The sequence below is a fragment of the Pelagicoccus mobilis genome, assembly GCF_016595505.1.
GTDB lineage: Bacteria > Verrucomicrobiota > Verrucomicrobiia > Opitutales > Opitutaceae > Pelagicoccus > Pelagicoccus mobilis.
The window spans coordinates 1-17,611 of record NZ_JAENIL010000008.1 but is presented as its reverse complement, the minus strand read 5'-3'; the positions used below and the strand labels follow the sequence as shown (position 1 = coordinate 17,611).

General features: G+C 52.8%; 16 protein-coding genes. 5 read left to right on the top strand and 11 right to left on the bottom strand.

Annotation, left to right across the window (positions count from 1 at the left end; all coding sequences use genetic code 11):
- The first annotated feature begins 10 nt into the window (after positions 1–10).
- Together JIN87_RS05440 and JIN87_RS05435 are read left to right on the top strand one after the other, a co-directional pair.
- On the top strand, positions 11–496 hold the full coding sequence (locus JIN87_RS05440) for a methylated-DNA--[protein]-cysteine S-methyltransferase (protein ID WP_234033252.1): 486 nt from the start codon (positions 11–13) through the stop codon (positions 494–496).
- 11 nt (positions 497–507) lie between these two features.
- Positions 508–1,899: a phospholipase D-like domain-containing protein gene (locus tag JIN87_RS05435; RefSeq protein WP_200354516.1), complete on the top strand. Its 1,392-nt coding sequence runs from the start codon at positions 508–510 to the stop codon at positions 1,897–1,899.
- Between the two features lie 9 nt (positions 1,900–1,908).
- On the opposite strand, the gene cimA is transcribed toward JIN87_RS05435, so the two are convergent.
- The 9 genes from cimA to JIN87_RS05390 form a co-directional block, all read right to left on the bottom strand.
- Complete coding sequence (gene cimA / locus JIN87_RS05430; protein WP_234033244.1) at positions 1,909–3,495, bottom strand: citramalate synthase; 1,587 nt, start codon at positions 3,493–3,495, stop codon at positions 1,909–1,911.
- 36 nt (positions 3,496–3,531) lie between these two features.
- Positions 3,532–4,890 carry a threonine synthase gene (gene thrC, locus JIN87_RS05425; protein WP_200354515.1) on the bottom strand — a complete coding sequence of 453 codons (1,359 nt, stop codon included), beginning with the start codon at positions 4,888–4,890 and terminating at the stop codon, positions 3,532–3,534.
- A gap of 5 nt (positions 4,891–4,895) precedes the next feature.
- Entirely contained in the window at positions 4,896–6,122 is a 1,227-nt protein-coding gene (locus tag JIN87_RS05420; protein WP_200354514.1) for an aspartate kinase, read from the bottom strand.
- 30 nt (positions 6,123–6,152) lie between these two features.
- Positions 6,153–7,469, bottom strand: a complete 1,317-nt coding sequence (locus JIN87_RS05415; protein ID WP_200354513.1) for a homoserine dehydrogenase — start codon at positions 7,467–7,469, stop codon at positions 6,153–6,155.
- Positions 7,470–8,072 (bottom strand): glycerol-3-phosphate 1-O-acyltransferase PlsY, encoded by a 603-nt coding sequence (gene plsY, locus JIN87_RS05410; protein WP_200354512.1) that lies wholly within the window; start codon positions 8,070–8,072, stop codon positions 7,470–7,472.
- A gap of 20 nt (positions 8,073–8,092) precedes the next feature.
- Positions 8,093–9,691: a phosphoglycerate dehydrogenase gene (gene serA, locus JIN87_RS05405; RefSeq protein WP_200354511.1), complete on the bottom strand. Its 1,599-nt coding sequence runs from the start codon at positions 9,689–9,691 to the stop codon at positions 8,093–8,095.
- A 109-nt stretch (positions 9,692–9,800) separates the two neighbouring features.
- Positions 9,801–10,607 carry an alpha/beta hydrolase gene (locus JIN87_RS05400; RefSeq protein WP_200354510.1) on the bottom strand — a complete coding sequence of 269 codons (807 nt, stop codon included), beginning with the start codon at positions 10,605–10,607 and terminating at the stop codon, positions 9,801–9,803.
- 11 nt (positions 10,608–10,618) lie between these two features.
- Entirely contained in the window at positions 10,619–11,941 is a 1,323-nt protein-coding gene (gene hisS / locus JIN87_RS05395; RefSeq protein WP_200354509.1) for a histidine--tRNA ligase, read from the bottom strand.
- A gap of 199 nt (positions 11,942–12,140) precedes the next feature.
- Positions 12,141–12,452, bottom strand: coding sequence for an HU family DNA-binding protein (locus JIN87_RS05390; RefSeq protein ID WP_200354508.1), 312 nt, complete (start codon positions 12,450–12,452; stop codon positions 12,141–12,143).
- 98 nt (positions 12,453–12,550) lie between these two features.
- Between JIN87_RS05390 and JIN87_RS05385 the strand changes: the two genes are divergently transcribed.
- Entirely contained in the window at positions 12,551–14,155 is a 1,605-nt protein-coding gene (locus tag JIN87_RS05385) for an AAA family ATPase (RefSeq protein ID WP_200354507.1), read from the top strand.
- A gap of 45 nt (positions 14,156–14,200) precedes the next feature.
- On the top strand, positions 14,201–14,896 hold the full coding sequence (ubiE, locus tag JIN87_RS05380; RefSeq protein WP_200354506.1) for a bifunctional demethylmenaquinone methyltransferase/2-methoxy-6-polyprenyl-1,4-benzoquinol methylase UbiE: 696 nt from the start codon (positions 14,201–14,203) through the stop codon (positions 14,894–14,896).
- A gap of 69 nt (positions 14,897–14,965) precedes the next feature.
- Here the strand turns inward: ubiE and JIN87_RS05375 are convergent, their stop codons facing one another.
- Both JIN87_RS05375 and erpA read right to left on the bottom strand, forming a co-directional pair.
- Entirely contained in the window at positions 14,966–15,409 is a 444-nt protein-coding gene (locus JIN87_RS05375) for a VOC family protein (protein WP_200354505.1), read from the bottom strand.
- A 166-nt stretch (positions 15,410–15,575) separates the two neighbouring features.
- Positions 15,576–15,890 (bottom strand): iron-sulfur cluster insertion protein ErpA, encoded by a 315-nt coding sequence (erpA, locus tag JIN87_RS05370; protein WP_200354504.1) that lies wholly within the window; start codon positions 15,888–15,890, stop codon positions 15,576–15,578.
- Positions 15,891–16,112: 222 nt separating this feature from the next.
- Here erpA and rpoN point away from each other — a divergent pair, with 222 nt between their 5' ends.
- Positions 16,113–17,570, top strand: coding sequence for an RNA polymerase factor sigma-54 (rpoN, locus tag JIN87_RS05365; RefSeq protein WP_200354503.1), 1,458 nt, complete (start codon positions 16,113–16,115; stop codon positions 17,568–17,570).
- Positions 17,571–17,611: the final 41 nt, after the last annotated feature.

Below are 17,611 nucleotides of genomic sequence, written 5' to 3'. Positions count from 1 at the left end.
TAGCAATGTGCTGGGCAGAGTGGACGAGATTCTCTTCAAAAGCCCAATCGGCCTGCTGCGCCTTACCGCAACGGATGCTGGTATCAGCCGCATCCAGTTTCTCGACGAAACGAAAAGAGAGAACCCAAACGTTTCGAACAGCAATCCCCACCTAACAGCTCTCGCTACGGAATTAGACGCCTACTTCAAAAGGCAACTGAAGATTTTTAGGGTGCCCATCGCTCCCGAAGGCACCGAATTCCAAAAAAGAGTTTGGGATCGCTTATCTAAGATTCCATTCGGCTCCACCAAGACTTACGGCCAAATCGCCCTTGAGCTCGGGCAACCCACCGCATCCAGAGCCGTAGGCGGAGCCAACAACCGAAATCCCATCCCCATCGTCGTCCCTTGCCACCGCGTTATCGGCACCAACAACAACCTCGTCGGTTTCGCTTGCGGAGTCTGGCGAAAGCAGTGGATGCTCGAACACGAAGGAATCGCCCTACCACTCGGATAAACCAACCTAGCGTGAGCCCTCAAATCCTGCTCGATACCATCCTCCCCCACCTCGGCGCCATCATCGGCCTCGGTCTCGGTATCATTTTGATCGCTCGCCTCATGCGCGAAAAGCGACGTCCCAGCAACACCTTCGCTTGGCTACTTATAATCATTCTAGCCCCTTATATCGGAGTTCCCCTCTTCTTGCTAATCGGCGGGCGAAAGATTCAGAAGCTAAGTCGCGACAAGAAATCCCTAAGACTCCATCAACTCACGCCTAAGGATGACTCACTCACAATCTCTCCATTCGGCGTAGTCGCCCAAGGAAATAGCACAAAGTTCATTCCTAACGCGACAGACGCCTACAACGTACTCATCGATTCGATACAAAACGCAAAGTCCTCAATCGACATAACAACCTTCATCCTCAGCCACGATGCCGTCGGGCGCCGCGTCGTAAAAGAACTCTCGAAAAAAGCGAAAGAAGGAGTGCACGTTCGACTGCTACTCGACGCCCTTGGCTCTTGGGGAAAAAAGACCCTCTACATTTTAGACCTCGAAAAAGCCGGCGGACGTATCGAGCGATTCATGCCAGTGTTTCCCATCGCATTCCCTGGAGCGAGCAACCTTCGCAACCATCGCAAAATAGCCATCTTCGACAAATCAACCGCAATCATTGGCGGGCGAAATATCGGTCGTGAATACATGGGCCCCACTCAATCCAGACGCCGCTGGACCGATTTCGGAGTCTCAATCACTGGCCCCGCAGTGACGGCACTCAATACAATATTCGAAGAAGACTGGGCTTTCGCGTCGCGAAAACGTGGATACAAAGCAATTCAGCAACCAACATTACCCCCCGTCGAAGGAGGTACCTCCACAATCGAAATTATGGCAAGCGGTCCCGATACTCCAGACGATCCGCTTTACGAGAAAGTCCTAGCTAGCATCCAAGACGCAGAGCACTCGGTCACAATTGTCACCCCCTATTTCATACCAGACGAAGTTCTTCTGCGCACCCTCAGCGTGAAAGCGCGAAGCGGAAAAGCAGTCAGATTGATCGTACCAAAGAAATCGAACCACCGCATCACAGACCTCGCCCGCAAACACTTCCTCCATGAACTCGCCGGAGCAGGAGTTCAAATCCTAGCATACGAACCAGAAATGCTACACGGCAAGGCGATGCTAGTTGACGAGAAAATGGCGATGACAGGATCCGCCAACATGGACCTACGCAGTCTGTTTGTTAACTTCGAAGTCGCCGCATTCTTCTACTCGCCGCAAGATATCGATGAAGTAAAAAGCTGGATACAGGACGTTTCATCACGCTGTACCCAGCTTAAAAAAGAGGATCTAGTGCGTCAGCGTTACTTAAAAGGTCTCGCAGAAGACCTCAGTCGCTTAATCGCACCGTTGCTGTAGGAAGCAGGCCTATTCCTTATCCTTATCGTCGAGCAGAATCTTGTACTCGACTGCATCGCGGATAGCCTGCCAACTGGCCTCGATGATGTTGTTCGAAGCGCCAACAGTACCCCAAAGCTCATGCTCGTCACTAGACTCGATCAGGACACGAGTCTTTGCTTCCGCACCTTCCTTGGAGTCGAGGATACGAACTTTATAGTCCTTTAGAGCAAGTTTCTTGAGGTTCGGGAATGCATCGCCCAGAGCGACACGCAAAGCTTTGTCCAAAGCACCAACAGGGCCTGGATCTTCAGCCACCACGTAACGCGGTTCACCGTCAACCTTCACCTTGATGGTCGCTTCCGAAACTGGCTTCTCGTCCTTCGAACGCTTTTCAACAATCACGCGGTACCCTTCGAACTCGAAGTGCGACTTGTGCTTGTTGGTCAAACGATCGAGCAAAAGACGGAGCGATCCGTCTGCCGACTCGAACTCATAACCATTATACTCGAGCTCCTTGAGTTTATCGATGATCACCTTTGTTTCAGGAGAGTTACGATCGATATCGAATCCAAGCTCCTGAGCCTTCATCAACAGGCTACTACGTCCTGCCATATCGGATACGAGTACCCGCTGACGATTTCCGACCTTAGTTGGGTCAACATGCTCGTAGCTATAGCTCACCTTCTTGGTAGCGTCCGCGTGTGCCCCACCCTTGTGAGTAAAAGCAGACAAACCAACGAATGGCGCTTTATTGTCGTGCTCCAAATTCGCGAGATCCGCGATGAACATTGAGAGTTCACGCGTGCTCTTGAGATGGTCCGTACAATTGAGCGGATACCCCATCTTAAGAGCGATGTTTGGGATGATCGTAGTGAGATTCGCATTACCAACACGCTCACCATAACCATTGAAAGTACCTTGAACAAGAGTCGCGCCTGCGTCTACACCACCGAGGGAAAGAGCAACGCCAAGACCAGAGTCATTGTGACAGTGAACGCCCACGGAAACTTCTGGGAAACGCTCCACGACCGCCTTTGTGATTTCCTGCAGTTCGCTAACCAGCTTGCCGCCATTGGTGTCACAAAGGGAGAGATTGTCCGCACCACCGCGTACCGCAGCCTCGAGAGTCTGCATCGCGTACTCCGGGCTGTCTACGTAACCGTCGTAGAAATGCTCCGCGTCGTAGATGACTTCGCGGCCGTGTGACTTGAGGAAACGAACACTGTCCTCAATCATCGCCAGATTCTCTTCCGGCTTCACGCGGATGACTTCAGTCACGTGCAACAACCAAGTCTTACCGAAGATGGTAACAACTGGAGTCCCAGCATCGATCAAAGTCTTAAGCTGTGGGTCTTCTTCCGCAGTGAGGTTTGCACGACGAGTAGAGCCGAAGGCAGCAATTTTAGAGTGCTTCAGGTTCAGCTTCTTCGCTTCTTCGAAGAAGGCCATGTCACGCGGGTTGGAGCCAGGCCAACCACCTTCAATATAATCAATACCAAACTGGTCGAACTTCTCCGCAATTCGGAGTTTGTCCGTCACAGAAAAGGAGACGCCCTCGCCTTGGGTGCCGTCTCGCAACGTGGTATCGTACATCAATATGGTTGGCTTGCTCATAATAAAACCTCTTGGATTAGGTAAATTGGGATAAATCTATTGCTTGGAACGGATGAAGGCCTTGATCGACGCTTCATCTGGTGCGACGGAGAATTTGCGAATCTCCTTCGATTTTAGGGCTTCCAAGCTTTCGTGCGTCGGCTCCTTGCCGGTGCACTTTTCAACGACATCCGGGAACTTGGCTGGATGTGCTGTAGAAAGGATAATCGCAGTTTCGAGATGATCAAGATCCTTGAAACCACATGCTGTATGCGGATCAGCAACGTAGTCGTGCTCGCGATACACCTTAGAAATGACTTCAGCGATCTCAGCGTCGTCCATGCGAGTACTCGTCATGAACTCAGTGATCGCCATTCCTCCGACCTGGAAGTTTCCATCCTTCTTGAAACTCTCCATGATCTCACGCGTCATTTGAGCATTTCCGCCCAAGGAGAAATACAAGAAGCGCTCGAAATTAGACGCCACTTGGATGTCCATCGACGGAGCGTGGCTTGGCAAAACGTCTCCAACCGAGTAATCTCCCTCAGCAAAGAAACGGTGCAAAATGTCGTTCTGATTCGTCGCCACGCGGAACCCATCAACGATCATCCCCATTCGCGAAGCCATCCACCCTGCGAGTACGTTGCCGAAGTTGCCGGTTGGAACTACGAATGTCGCACGCTCACGACGCTCAGCTGGCAGCTTTAAGTATGCGTAGATGTAATACACGCACTGGGCGAGGATACGGGCGAGATTGATGGAGTTAACCGCCGAGAGGTGAACCTCTTCACTGAACTCCTTATCGCCAAACACATCCTTCAACGCCGCTTGGGCATCATCGAAGCTTCCTTCGATACAGAGCGGGAAAACGTTATCCTCTTCCAAGCACGTCATCTGACGCTCCTGCAGCGGAGACACACGACCATCTGGATACAGGATAAAAATGTTAACGCCCTTCTTCCCGAGCAGGCCGTTTATCGCTGCAGCACCTGTATCACCGGAAGTAGCTCCGAGTACGTTGATGCTTTCGCCAGTATTCGCAACCTGACGCTCGTACAAACAACCGAGCAACTGCAGAGCGAAATCCTTGAACGCGAGCGTTGGACCGTGGAAGAGCTCCTGGACGTAAAGTTTGTCGCTCAGCTTAATGAGCGGAGCGTGCTCTTCATGATCGAAACGGCTGTACGCCTTCTCGATCAGAGCTTTCAATTCATCACCAGGAATGTCCGTGGCGAAGTGCTTGAAAAATTCGTAGCACACCTCCGGATACGAGAGACCTTCCCAGGTAGGAATCTCCTCGCTGAGGTCCGGCATCTTTTCCGGAACGAACAAGCCCTTATCAGGAGCAAGTCCGATCTTAACCGCCTCAGAAAAGCTGTGCGGTTCAGTCTGGCCTCTAGTGCTAACGAATTTCACGAGATTTAGCCCTCAGATTTATCTAGACCGAAGGCAGTGTGAACGAGACGTACTGCTTCATCCGCGCCTTCTTCATCGATTACTACAGAGATCTTGATTTCGGAAGTGCTGATAATCTGGATATTGGACTTCGCATTTGCCAACGCAGCAAAGAGCTGGCTCGCGACACCGGAGTGGCTACGCATACCGATACCGACCACGGAGAGCTTTACGATGTCACCAAACACGGAAACCTCACCACCACCAAGCTCGTTGAGAACCTTCTCAACCGCATCGAGAGCACGCTGTGAATCATCGCGCGGAACGGTGAAGGTCATGTTCGCCACACCGTTACGACCGATGTTTTGTACGATCATATCCACTACAACATTCGACGAACCGAGAACCTCGAAGATCTGAGCTGCAGAGCCAGGTTTGTCCGGGATGTTGCTGACCATGATCTTGGCCTGGTTTCTGTCGAGCGCTACGCCGCGTACCACGACGTCTTCCATTGAGCTTACTTCCTGTTTCACGATTGTGCCTGGGATTGAGGTGTCAAAACTGGATCGTACTTCGAATACGACATTATACTTGTTGGCGAATTCAACCGAACGGGCCTGCATCACCTTGGTGCCGAGACTCGCCATCTCGAGCATTTCTTCATAGCTGATTTCCTGGATCTTGCTCGCATTAGGAACGATTCGAGGATCAGCGGTGTAGACGCCATCGACGTCAGTATAGATTTGGCAAAGGTCAGCGTTGAGACCGCTTGCGAGGGCAATAGCCGAAAGGTCAGAGCCGCCACGACCGAGAGTGGTGGTAGTTCCTTCGTCGTTTACGCCTTGGAACCCAGCTACGATCACAACGCTACCCTTTTCGAGATGCGTAACTATTTTCTCGCAATTCATGCTCTTGATACGAGCACGCGTGTGAGCTGGGTCGGTCTTAATACCGGCTTGGGCACCGGTCATGGAAATGGCCTCGATATCGAGAGCATGCAAAGCCATAGCGGTCAACGCGATGGTCTCTTGCTCTCCCACAGCCAATAGCACGTCCATCTCGCGCTCATCTGGCTGCTCATTGATCGCCTTTGCGCGGGCAATCAATTCGTTGGTAACACCAGAGCGAGCGGATACGACCACCGCAACTTGGTGTCCCTTTTCGACATCTTCCTTAATGATGTTCGCCACATTCTTAATGCGGTCTACATCTCCTACGGAAGTGCCACCGAATTTTTTAACTATACGAGCCATTAGGATACGGTTCTAAAAATTGAATACAGCTTAGCTTTCGAAGCTGCTGATAGGCATGGTGAAAGGCTTACCTTCCACGCTGGAGCTTTCTTCGAGGGCTCTCACCGCATCGAGGATCGCTTGTTCTGTCGTCATGTGAGTAGTCATGATCAAGGTCGCGCTCGCCGCGTTCTCTTCGACTTCCTTCTGCGTAACACTGGCAAGGCTAACTTCATTCTTCGCGAGCAAAGAAGTTACCTCTGCCATCACGCCCGGCTTGTCAGCAACTTGCAGACGCACGTAGTAGCGTGACTTGATCTCTTCCGGCTCAGCCAACTCGATCCGTTCTCCACCTCGTGGGGCTGGATCAACAAACTGGCTTCCACCTGCGACGAGTAACTTTGCTGCATCAACCACATCAGCGATCACCGCACTAGCAGTCGCATCGCGTCCGGCACCTGGACCAATGTAAACGGTTTCTCCAACCACATCTCCGTGAATCGAAACCGCGTTGAAAACGCCGTCCACGCTACCAAGCACATACTTCTTGGATACGAGTGTTGGAAGAATAGAGATGTAGAGCTTACCCGAAGCATGAGCCACATCCATCGTCGCCAGCAGCTTGATCGCGTAGTCATTCTCCTTCGCGAACGCGATGTCCTCTTGTGTCACTTCAGCAATGCCTTGAACAAGGATATCCTTGTAAGGAACCCAACGGCCATACGCGAGGTAAGCTAGAACAACAGCCTTATGGGCTGTGTCGATACCATCCACATCGAGAGACTCGTCTGCCTCGGCGTAACCAAGCTCCTTCGCCTCAACAAGGATATCCTGATAGGAAGCCCCTTCGTTGGTCATGCGAGTTAGGATGTAATTACAAGTACCGTTGAGGATACCGTAGATCGAGCTGAAGCGATTGATTACGAGACCATCCTTGATCGCTTTGATCACTGGAATACCACCTGCCACACTCGCTTCGAACAAGATCTGTCCTCCACCCTGCTCCGCTGCCGCAAACACGGCTTCACCGTGGTCGCAAATGAGAGCTTTGTTGGCAGTGACCACAACCTTGCCTGCCTTGAGTGCTTCGAGCGTCACATCGAGTGCGATACCGGTTCCGCCCATCAACTCACAAACAACGTCAATCTCTGGATCGCTCGCAATCGAAAGGGGATCGGTCGTCAAGATTGAAGAATCGAAATCAAAATCACGCTTCTTGCTTGTATCACGCACTGCAATACGAGCCACTTCGACTTTCGCGCCAAGCTGGTCACTCAAGTCGTTCTCACGTTTCTGCAGGTGATTGAACACCCCTTGCCCCACGACACCAAAGCCGCAGAGGCCTACCTTTATCACGCGATCGCTCATCTATTTCTTAGCAAACTTGTTTTCCGTGCCTTTCATCAGGCGGACGATGTTATCTTTGTGCCGCACGACCACGAGCAAACCGAGAGCTAGCGAAACCCACGTCAGAATCGCAGGTTCACCAATTATCAAGTTGGTAATCGGCAGGCTAATAGCCAAACAGATCGACGCCAAAGACACATAACGGGAGGAGTAAAATACAGCGAGCCACACAAGTACGCCGACGAGTGCCGCCGGCCACATGAGAGCAACTACGCCTCCCAGCATAGTTGCCACGCCCTTCCCTCCACGAAATTTCATGAAGAGCGAAAACGAATGTCCTACCACCGCGAATACAAGGCCGATCAATCCATAGTAGATTGATTGTCCTTCTAGAATCATCGGCCAACCGGTGGCGATGAATCCCTTAACCGCATCAAGCAAAAAGACGATATTGCCCGCCTTCTTGCCCACGCAGCGTTTAACGTTGGTCGCACCTGGATTTTTGCTGCCAACGCTGAAGATATCGACGCCATTAGCCTTCGCCACCAAATAGCCAAAAGGCAGGGAACCGATAAGGTACCCTGCTCCTGCGGCAGCGATTGCAACTATGGGATCGAAGGACATTCGCTATATCCGAAAAGCAATTACAGGTGAACGACCTTCGCCTGCTTGATTGCTTCGATGGACTTGATCTCGTCCATGGCTGCGTCACTGAGATCGCTATCGAGAGACGCGATGTTAAGAGCGACGCCGCCAACTTCGTTACGGCTGAGGGACATTGCAGCGATGTTAACGCCGTCCTTGCCGATGATGCTTCCGATCTTACCAACAATGCCGAGTTCGTCGCTGTTAGCGATGACGAGCATGCAGCCGTGTGGCTCAACTTCCACTTCGCGACCATTGATCGCAACAACACGTGGAGAGTTGCCCTTGCCGATGAGAGTACCTTCAGCGGAAACGTTTTCGCCGTTCGCGCACTCAGCTTCAACCTTGATGAGCTCAGTGTAGTCGGTTTCTTCGGACGACTTGAGAACGTCGACGTTGAGGCCGAGACGCTCCATGATGACCAGAGCGTTTACGAAATTCGCGTTGCTGCTGATGTCCTTGAGGAAGCCCTTGATGATGCCGCGAGTCAGAGAATTCGCATCGAGGTCAACGATCTTGCCGGAGTATGTGATCTTGAGCTTTTCGATCTTCTCAAGAGCGAGCTGCTGAACGAGAGAACCAAGAGCGGAGCAAAGATCGAGGTATGGACCAACAGTCTTGAGAGTTTGCTCGTCGAGAGATGGCATGTTGATCGCGTTGCGGATACCGCCACCACGGATAACGCTAGTTACGCTTTCCGCGATCTCGAGACCAACACTCTCCTGCGCTTCTTCTGTAGAAGCACCCAAGTGAGGAGTGAGGTTGAGGTTCTTAGCAGAACGGAATGGGTGATCTTCTGCAAGCGGCTCAGACGCGTAAACATCGAGACCTGCTGCTGCAACCTTGCCGCTTTCGAGAGCTGCGAGGAGATCCTCTTCATTAATAATACCGCCACGCGCACAGTTGAAGAGACGAACGCCGTCCTTCATAGTCGCAATAGACTCCGCATTGATCATTCCGCGAGTCGCGTCGGTCAAAGGCATGTGGACGGTGATGTAGTCCGAGTTGGCGAATAGCTCTTCCAGCTCGACAGCTTCTACGCCCAACGCTTCCGCCTTGTTAGCAGAGAGGTATGGATCGTAAGCGAGGATTTCCATCCCGAATGCCTTTGCACGCTTCGCAACCTCAGCGCCGATACGGCCCATGCCGCAAACACCGAGAGTCTTCTTGAAGAGCTCGCTACCACCGAGGATCTTACGATCCCAGCGGCCTTCGCGCATGGACTGAGCACCTTGAGGAACTGGACGCGCACCACAGAGCATGTGCGTGAAAGTGAGTTCGGCAGTCGCGATCGTGTTTCCGCCAGGCGTGTTCATAACAACCACACCGTAGTCAGTCGCCGCCTCAGCATCGATGTTGTCGACACCAACACCGGCACGGCCAATCGCCTTCAGCTCGGGAGCCGCTGTTTCGATTACTTCCCTAGTAACCTTGGAGTCGGATCGCACGATAATAGCGGAGGAGCCCTTCGCTAATTCCAGGAACTTGGAGTAGTCCTCCTTGTAAAGACCGTATGCCTCTACAACTTCGAACCCCTCCTGCTGCTTCAGGAAGTCGACACCAATCGACGAGATTTTATCTGCTACTAGGATTTTCATCTGAAAAAAAGAGGCCCCATCAAAAGTGATGACTTCTAAAAAGCAAATATAGAATGGAGCAGGTTCTAATACCTGCGATCACAAGGGTATTCTCCCTAGATTTCGGGGCCTACAATTCAGCCAAGAAAGCCCGAATCGCCGCCCAATAGGTTGAACCTTCTCGATGTACCAGATCGTTGTGCCCTACTCCATCAAACCAATGCACCTTCAGCAGTTCACCGGGGACAAGTTCAGCCAACGTCTCTCCCTGCTGAAACGGGACGACCTGATCCTCTCTCCCGTGCAGAATGAATGTTGGGCACTCGAGATCCGAAACCTTCTTGTAATTGGTAAACTTATCCCCTGGAAGCCATTCCATCGGGAGGTAGAGACGGTAGACGCTCAAAAAAGTAGATTCCAGGATCAAACCGGCCGCCCCTCGCTCAACTGCAAGATCAGCGGCTAGGCCTCCCCCAAGGGAACGGCCGTGAAACACAACTTGATCGGGATCCACGCCCAAGTTCGAAATCGCGTAGTCAAGAACAGCATTCGCATCCGCGATCGAATTTCTCTCCGTCGCAGTTCCTCCAGAAAGCCCGTAGCCACGGTAATCGAAACAAAGAACGTTCACTCCCTGCAGTCTGTAACTGTTAAGGATAAAAGCGACGTCCCCAATGTCTTCCGCGTTACCGTGGAAGTAGAAAACCGTCTTTTTCGCTCCCGGAGTCGCGCCCCAAAACACCGCAACCTCCACCTCGTCATCGACCTGAACCATGCGGATTCCCTCCTCGAGCTCGTAACTCGCCGGTCCCGGCACAAACAGATTCTGCTTCACGACGACGTTAGCGAACAGATAGAAAAAGAGAACGCAGACCGACACCAATACCAAGATGGTATTCAAACCTCCGCGACGCTCCCTATCTCGTTCGAAGGCCATTCCGCAAGTAACTATACAAGTTCGCGAACCGCTTCCAACAAACGGTCACGCGGCAGATCCTGCTCAGAGCGATCCGCCAAATTACGCAATTTCACGACACCCTTCTCAAGTTCCTCGGAGCCATAGATAAGGGCGAAACGAGCCCCAGAGCCGGTTGCCGCCTTGAACTGCTTTCCGAACGCTTGCGGCTTTAGCTGATACTCGACCGAGTAGCCTGCTTGACGGAGCAAAGCCACATCAGAAAGAGCCGTGAGCTTCTCCGCGTCGCCTCCGCTCACGATGAAAAAGTCGAGTGACTCCACGAACTGAGGCATCTTGCCGCGAGCCTTCAAAAGCTCGCCAAGGACCACATCCCCCATTCCAAAACCTACCGCCGGCATGTCAGGACCACCCATTTTCTTAACGAGAGCGTCGTAACGACCTCCACCCGCTAGAGCGCGGAACTCGCCCTTCTTATCAAAGGCTTCGAAAACGAATCCAGTGTAGTACGCCAAGCCACGCACGATGCTCAAATCGATCTTAATAAAGCCAGTCAGCCCCATCGCACCGAGACCATCGAGCAAGGTTTGCCAATCAGACAAACGAGCATCGAGTTCGGCCTTCGCCTCGTCAGACGATTCGACTCCGGCAAAGCACTCGCGGATCGCATCAACCGAATCGAGCTTCAAAAACGCATCTACCGATGCCTTCAATTCCGCAGCCTTCTCGCCTGCCACCTCTTGCAACTGGGCAATCAATTTCTCCTCTGGCATGCGCTCCCACTTATCGACAACGCCAAGAATCCCGCCGATCGCATCCTCATCATAGCCAAGCGTAGCGAGATAAAGCATCCACAGATTGCGGTCGCTCAGACGCACGTAGAAATCCTCTTCAGTCAGCCCAAATCCAAGCAAGCTCTGGACGAGCAAAGCGATCAACTCGATCTCCGCACTCGGACCAGCCTCACCAAGCAAATCGACATTCAGCTGAGTGAAGCAACGAAGACGCCCCTTCTGCTGGCGCTCGTAACGGAAATTATCGCCGATGCTGAACCACTTGATCGGACGCTTCAGACCATTCGCACGCGCCGCAACCATACGAGCGAGCGATGGGGTGAGCTCCGGACGCAGTGACACCTGACGTCCGCCCTTATCTTCGAAGCAGAACAACTGGCTCTCGATTTCCGGACCAGACTTGGTCGTAAAAAGCTCGAGCGACTCGAGCACGGGGCCGTCAAACTCCTGAAACGCGAAGCGACGCGCCACCTGCCTCCAAATCTGAAAGATGTGCTTACGCTGAGCATAATCCTCAGGGTAGAATTCACGAAATCCGGGCAATGTCTTAAAGCTGGCCATGTCTACGAAAATTAAAGCCGGCGACTATGCCCAAGCCCAGCCGCCGAAAGCAATACACAAAAGGAGGGCAATGCTCCGTCATTGCCAACAACCTGATCGATAAGGCAACGACGGAGCGCCGCCCTCCTCTCTCACATAAAAAAAACGGCTCCCCATCCGGGAACCGTTTTCGAAATAGATCACTTGGAATCGCTGACAACTACAGTTGCTCGAGGTCGATATCCTTGATTTTCGCCTTAAGCACCTTACCGGCCTTGAACTTAACAACAGCACGAGTCGGGATTACGACGTCTGTTTCAGGGCGATTAGGGTTACGGCCTACACGAGCTTTACGCTTTTGCACCTCGAACACGCCGAAGTTGCGAAGCTCAACATTTCTACCCTCTGCCAACGCGTCCAAAATGATATCCAGAGTCATCTGGACAGTATCCTGAATTTTGCTTTGAGGGACGTCCTTCGTCTTTTCGAATATGCGGAGAACGATATCGCGTTTTGTTAGGTTGTTGGACATGGCGGCAATTGGAGTTAAAACTCGTTACATAGTTGAGGGTAAGGTACTTCCACACTTTAGGTTGCGTCAACCCCAAAGCCATCAAATATCCGCACACAATGAGCAAAGACGACAAACCGAAAGATCCGATGGAAGAATTGCAGAAGAATCTGCAGGATCTGTTCAAACAAGGTAAGGCATTCATGCCCTTTGGCGGCCCCATGGGGGGCGAAAGCGGCGCGACTGCTCAAACCGGCACCCAACCACCACAGGAAGAGGACGAAGAAGCCAAAGAAAGAGCTGAAGCCCTCAAGCGAATCGAGGCCTTCAACCTCAAGCCCCGCGAAATTCGCGACTACCTCGACCGTTTCGTCATTCAGCAAAACGAAGCGAAAAAAGTCATCTCCGTCGCGATCTGCGATCATTTCAACCACGTGCGCCGCTGTCTCGAGCGTCCTGACCTCGCCGACCAGGATTACGCCAAGCAAAACATCATCCTACTCGGCCCAACCGGCGTCGGAAAAACCTACTTGATGCGGAACGTGGCAAAACTCGTCGGCGTCCCCTTCGTAAAAGCCGACGCCACCAAGTTTTCCGAAACCGGTTACATCGGCGGCGATGTGGAAGATCTCGTCCGCGACCTGGTTAAAGTGGCCAACGGCGACACCGAACTCGCCCAGTACGGAATCGTCTACATCGACGAAATCGACAAGATCGCCAACAAGACCACTGGAGCAGGCGGTCGCGACGTATCCGGCCGTGGGGTACAGATAAACCTCCTCAAACTCATGGAGGACACCGAGGTCAACCTGCAGAGCCAGACCGACATGATGGGGCAAATGCAGGCGATGATGGATCTACAACGCGGTAAAAAACGCAAACGCACAGTATCCACCAAGCACATACTCTTCATCGTTAGCGGTGCTTTCGACCAAATGGACGAGGCAATCAAAAAACGCCTCCGCAACACATCAATGGGCTTCGGCGCCGTTCAAGCCGACGATGAAGAAGACGAGAACTTCCTCGATCAAACCGAGACAAAAGACTTCATCGACTACGGCTTCGAGCCCGAGTTCGTTGGCCGCCTTCCCGTTCGAGTCGCCTGCCAGCCACTGAAACCAAACGATCTCTTCGAGATCATGACAACGTCCGAAGGCAGCGTTCTCCGCCAGTACATCTCCGACTTCGAAGGCTACGGCATATCGCTCGAGATGGACAACGAGTCTCTCCAAGAAGTCTCCGAACGAGCCTACAAGGAGAAGACAGGAGCTCGCGGCTTGATGACAATCCTCGAGCGGGCCTTCCGCGGATTCAAATTCGAACTCCCCTCCACCAGCATCAAAAGCCTGCAGGTAAACAAGGAGACCATCGAAGATCCCGATACACATCTCAAGGAACTCCTCCGCGAAAACCTCCACGATCAACACGAAGTATTGAAAATAGAGATACAGGAGTACACCGGTCGCTTCGAAGCCCAGTACGGCTTCACACTCGATTTCACAGATGACGCAATCGATGCCCTCATCGAAGAATCTCTCGAGACCGACAAAACGATCCGCGGCCTCTGCGAACGCAAATTCCAAGACTTCAACCATGGCCTCACTCTGATTAGCCGCAACACCGGCCAGAAGAGTTTCACCGTGGATGCAGACGTGATCCTAGACGCCGAAAAAGCCCTCTCCAATTGGGTGGTCGCCAGCTATAATAAAGAAGATAGCGAATAAAAAGGTAGCGGCCGCTGTCCCCAGCGGCCATTTTCCGTCTCCCTCATGCCAGATCCCGACAAAGTAAACTCCATGTTCAGCCGCATCGCGGCCAAGTACGATCTCGCCAACCGGGCCCTCAGCCTTGGTATCGATACGATTTGGCGCGACCGCCTGGTCGACGAGGTCTGGCTGCGAAATCCGGCCAACATCACCGATCTTGCAACTGGCAGCGGCGACGTGGCTTTCGAGCTTCGCAAAGAATTCGATCCCGACATCCGGATCGACGGGCTCGACTTCTGCGAGCCAATGCTGGTCGAAGCTCGAAAGAAGCAAAACAAAGCCGGCTTCACCAACATGAGCTTCGAAGTCGGCGACTGCCTCGACCTTCCACTCGAGGACGCCAGCACCGATGCAGTCACGATTTCATTCGGCTACCGCAATCTCGGCGATCGCCATAAAGGCCTGCTCGAAATGAAGCGAATCCTCCGCCCCGAAAATGGCTACCTATATATATTAGAGTTCTCCCAACCAACAAAAGCGATTCGCCCCCTCTACTATTTCTACCTAAAAACGCTTCTGCCTAACATTGCCGGGGCTCTCACCGGGGACGTCAGCGCTTACCAATACCTCAGCGACTCCATCGAAGCCTTCCCTCCCCGCGAAGGCATAACCGCCGAACTCGAGCGAGCCGGCTTCACCGACATCCAAGCCATCCCCATGACCTGCGGCATGGTCGCCCTCCACATAGCGAAAAGGTAGGGCTGCCTCGCCGAGGCAGCCGCAGAAAGTAAATTTGAATTCGGCGGTCTCGGCGAGACCACCTTACCCTTAAACCACGCCCATCGCTTCCTTCGCTCGTCGATCCATCTCCTCCGGGGTCAGCTCTTCAACAACTTGCGTCAACGCCCACCGATAGCCGAATGGATCTCTCACCATCGCATACCGAGCTCCCCAAAACATATCAGCCGGCTCATTGAGAGCTTCGGCCCCCACATCGATCGCTTTCCTAAAAGCCTCATCACATCCCTCTACCGCAATCGAAAACAAACAAGAAGCCTTAGCCCCTTCGGGCATCGCAAAAGCGTGCCAGTCTTCAGACTCGTCCGAAAGATAGATCTTCGAGTTGCCGATCTGAAACTCGGCATGAGCCACGCCACCCGCGGGGGTCGGCATGCGATAGAGCTCCTTGGCTCCAAAAGCTTTGGCATAAAAGTCCAAGGCCTTGTTACCGTCTTTGACGGTAAGAGAGAAATTCACAGTTGGTTCACTCATTTGGTTGGGTATTCAGTTTTTGGATTAGCATTTTCGCCCCGACACTTCGCAGGGGACGAATGCAGACTACCCCACTCAACTGACAACCCTATGTCAGCAGGGTACAAAAAAGGCGAAATCGGCCAATTAACCAAATTTCGCCTCAAAAGAACTCTAGATTCCTTATCTAGCTGAACGACTTTCCGCAGCCGCAGGTGCTTTCTGCATTCGGATTCTGAATCTCGAATCCCTTGCCCTGCAAACCGTCGTCAAAGTCGATGGTGCTGCCATCCATGTACGCGAGGCTCGAATCATCCATCAAGATGGTCACACCCTCGCTCTCGATTTGCTTGTCCTCGTCCTTGGCCATGTCGAAAGACATGCCGTACTGAAATCCAGAACAACCGCCGGACTCTACAAATACGCGAAGCAGCTGCCCCTCCTCTGCGTCAGCCTGAAGTTCCTGAATCTTAGTCGCTGCCCTTGGTGTAAGTGTAATCATCCCACGATCCTCTAGCCAGTCCTCAGCCCCTGTCAATCCATCCCGGATCACGCGAAGCTAATCAGACAGTGAAGCTACAGCATAAATCATGCTCAACATGCTCAAGCGGCTTGCATTTCCCAAAATAAACTCTTTCACTGCTATCGATTCGAGCCGATTTGGCTATGCGAGCCTTCTCGAATCCATCAAAGAACCTATCTCAAACAACAGACACTAGAATTTATGGCCGCGCAAGGTTTCAACCAAGAGTTACGACAAAAGCAGACACAGACGCTCGTACTCGCGCCCCAACTCCGTCAATCGCTCAAGATCCTGCAAGTCGCCCAGATGGATCTGCGGACGGAAATCCTCGAAGAACTTCAAACCAACCCCTCCCTCGAGGAGATGTCGATGGACACGCCCAGCCTCGACGAGCCAGCGCCAAGCGATTCCGAAAACAGCAGCGACGACTCCAGCTCCCAAAGCGAGGAACTCGAGTTCGGCGAAAACTTCGAAATCCTCAACAAACTCGACGAAGACTGGAAGGACTACATGTCCCAAGTCGGAGGAGCCCAGACCTACACCAGCGAGGACGCGGAAAAAAGAGAGCACTTCTTCAACTCCCTCGTATCCGAGACCTCCCTACAGGAACACCTCCTCGACCAAGCATCCCTCGCAGATCTCGAGCCAAACGAACGCCAAGCCATCGAATACCTCGTCGGCAGTATCGATAATAGCGGCTTCCTCTCCACCTCCCTTTCCGATCTCGCCCTGCTTTCCGGCCTCTCCCTCGGAGAAATGCAGGACGCACACCGCATCCTCCGATCATTCGACCCGGCAGGGATCGCCGCCTTCGACGTGCAAGACTGCCTCTCCATGCAGCTTGAAGCCAAAGGCCGCCGCAGATCGCACGCATACGAAATCATCCAAGAGCACTTCAAGCTGCTCTCACGCCGACGAATTCCCGACATCGCTCGCCGCATGAGCATCTCCGTCGAGGAGGTACAAGAAGCCATCGAGGAAATCTCCCTCCTCGATCCAGCGCCAGGACGACGCTTCGCCGAGGACACAAACCGCTCAATCATGCCGGACGTCATCGTCGAATGGGACGAGGACAAATGGAAAGTCACCCTCAACTCCGACTACATTCCACGCCTCCGCATCAGCCCCACCTACAAGGAAATGATCGCAAAAGGCTCAGTCTCGAAAAAGGAGAAGGAGTATATCCAGGAAAAGATGCGGTCCGGAAAATTCCTCATCAACTCCATCGAACAACGCCAGCAAACCATCGAGCGAATCGCCAACGAGATCATAAAGATTCAAGGCGACTTTTTCGAAGAAGGCGTTTCCAAACTCCGTCCCTGCACTATGACCCAGGTCGCCGAGATCGTCGGCGTCCACGAAACCACCGTCTCTCGAGCCATAGCCAACAAATACATGCAGACCCCGCACGGGATCTTCGAGATGAAGTTCTTCTTCACGCCGGGCTACAAAGGCGCCGATGGCGAAGCCGTTTCAAACACCAGCGTCAAGGACATGATCCAGCAGCTCGTGGCGGCCGAAGACACCGCAAAGCCACTCAGCGACCAGGAAATCGTCACCCGCCTCAAGGAAAAGGATCTCAAGATCGCCCGCCGTACCGTAGCCAAATACCGCGAAGAGCTAGGCATCCTCCCGAGCAATCTCCGCCGCCAATACTAGTGTCTCGTCATGTGGCGAGGATCGCATGTCGTAGCGCGGTG

What these genes read in the sequence shown, in the direction of transcription:
- hisS (WP_200354509.1), bottom strand. Translation starts at nt 11,941, where the DNA reads ATGGCCAGCTTTAAGACATTGCCCGGATTTCGTGAATTCTACCCTGAG.
- JIN87_RS05385 (WP_200354507.1), top strand. Translation starts at nt 12,551, where the DNA reads ATGAGCAAAGACGACAAACCGAAAGATCCGATGGAAGAATTGCAGAAG.
- JIN87_RS05390 (WP_200354508.1), bottom strand. Translation starts at nt 12,452, where the DNA reads ATGTCCAACAACCTAACAAAACGCGATATCGTTCTCCGCATATTCGAA.
- JIN87_RS05415 (WP_200354513.1), bottom strand. Translation starts at nt 7,469, where the DNA reads ATGAGCGATCGCGTGATAAAGGTAGGCCTCTGCGGCTTTGGTGTCGTG.
- JIN87_RS05375 (WP_200354505.1), bottom strand. Translation starts at nt 15,409, where the DNA reads ATGAGTGAACCAACTGTGAATTTCTCTCTTACCGTCAAAGACGGTAAC.
- serA (WP_200354511.1), bottom strand. Translation starts at nt 9,691, where the DNA reads ATGAAAATCCTAGTAGCAGATAAAATCTCGTCGATTGGTGTCGACTTC.
- ubiE (WP_200354506.1), top strand. Translation starts at nt 14,201, where the DNA reads ATGCCAGATCCCGACAAAGTAAACTCCATGTTCAGCCGCATCGCGGCC.
- JIN87_RS05400 (WP_200354510.1), bottom strand. Translation starts at nt 10,607, where the DNA reads ATGGCCTTCGAACGAGATAGGGAGCGTCGCGGAGGTTTGAATACCATC.
- JIN87_RS05420 (WP_200354514.1), bottom strand. Translation starts at nt 6,122, where the DNA reads ATGGCTCGTATAGTTAAAAAATTCGGTGGCACTTCCGTAGGAGATGTA.
- rpoN (WP_200354503.1), top strand. Translation starts at nt 16,113, where the DNA reads ATGGCCGCGCAAGGTTTCAACCAAGAGTTACGACAAAAGCAGACACAG.
- cimA (WP_234033244.1), bottom strand. Translation starts at nt 3,495, where the DNA reads ATGAGCAAGCCAACCATATTGATGTACGATACCACGTTGCGAGACGGC.
- plsY (WP_200354512.1), bottom strand. Translation starts at nt 8,072, where the DNA reads ATGTCCTTCGATCCCATAGTTGCAATCGCTGCCGCAGGAGCAGGGTAC.
- erpA (WP_200354504.1), bottom strand. Translation starts at nt 15,890, where the DNA reads ATGATTACACTTACACCAAGGGCAGCGACTAAGATTCAGGAACTTCAG.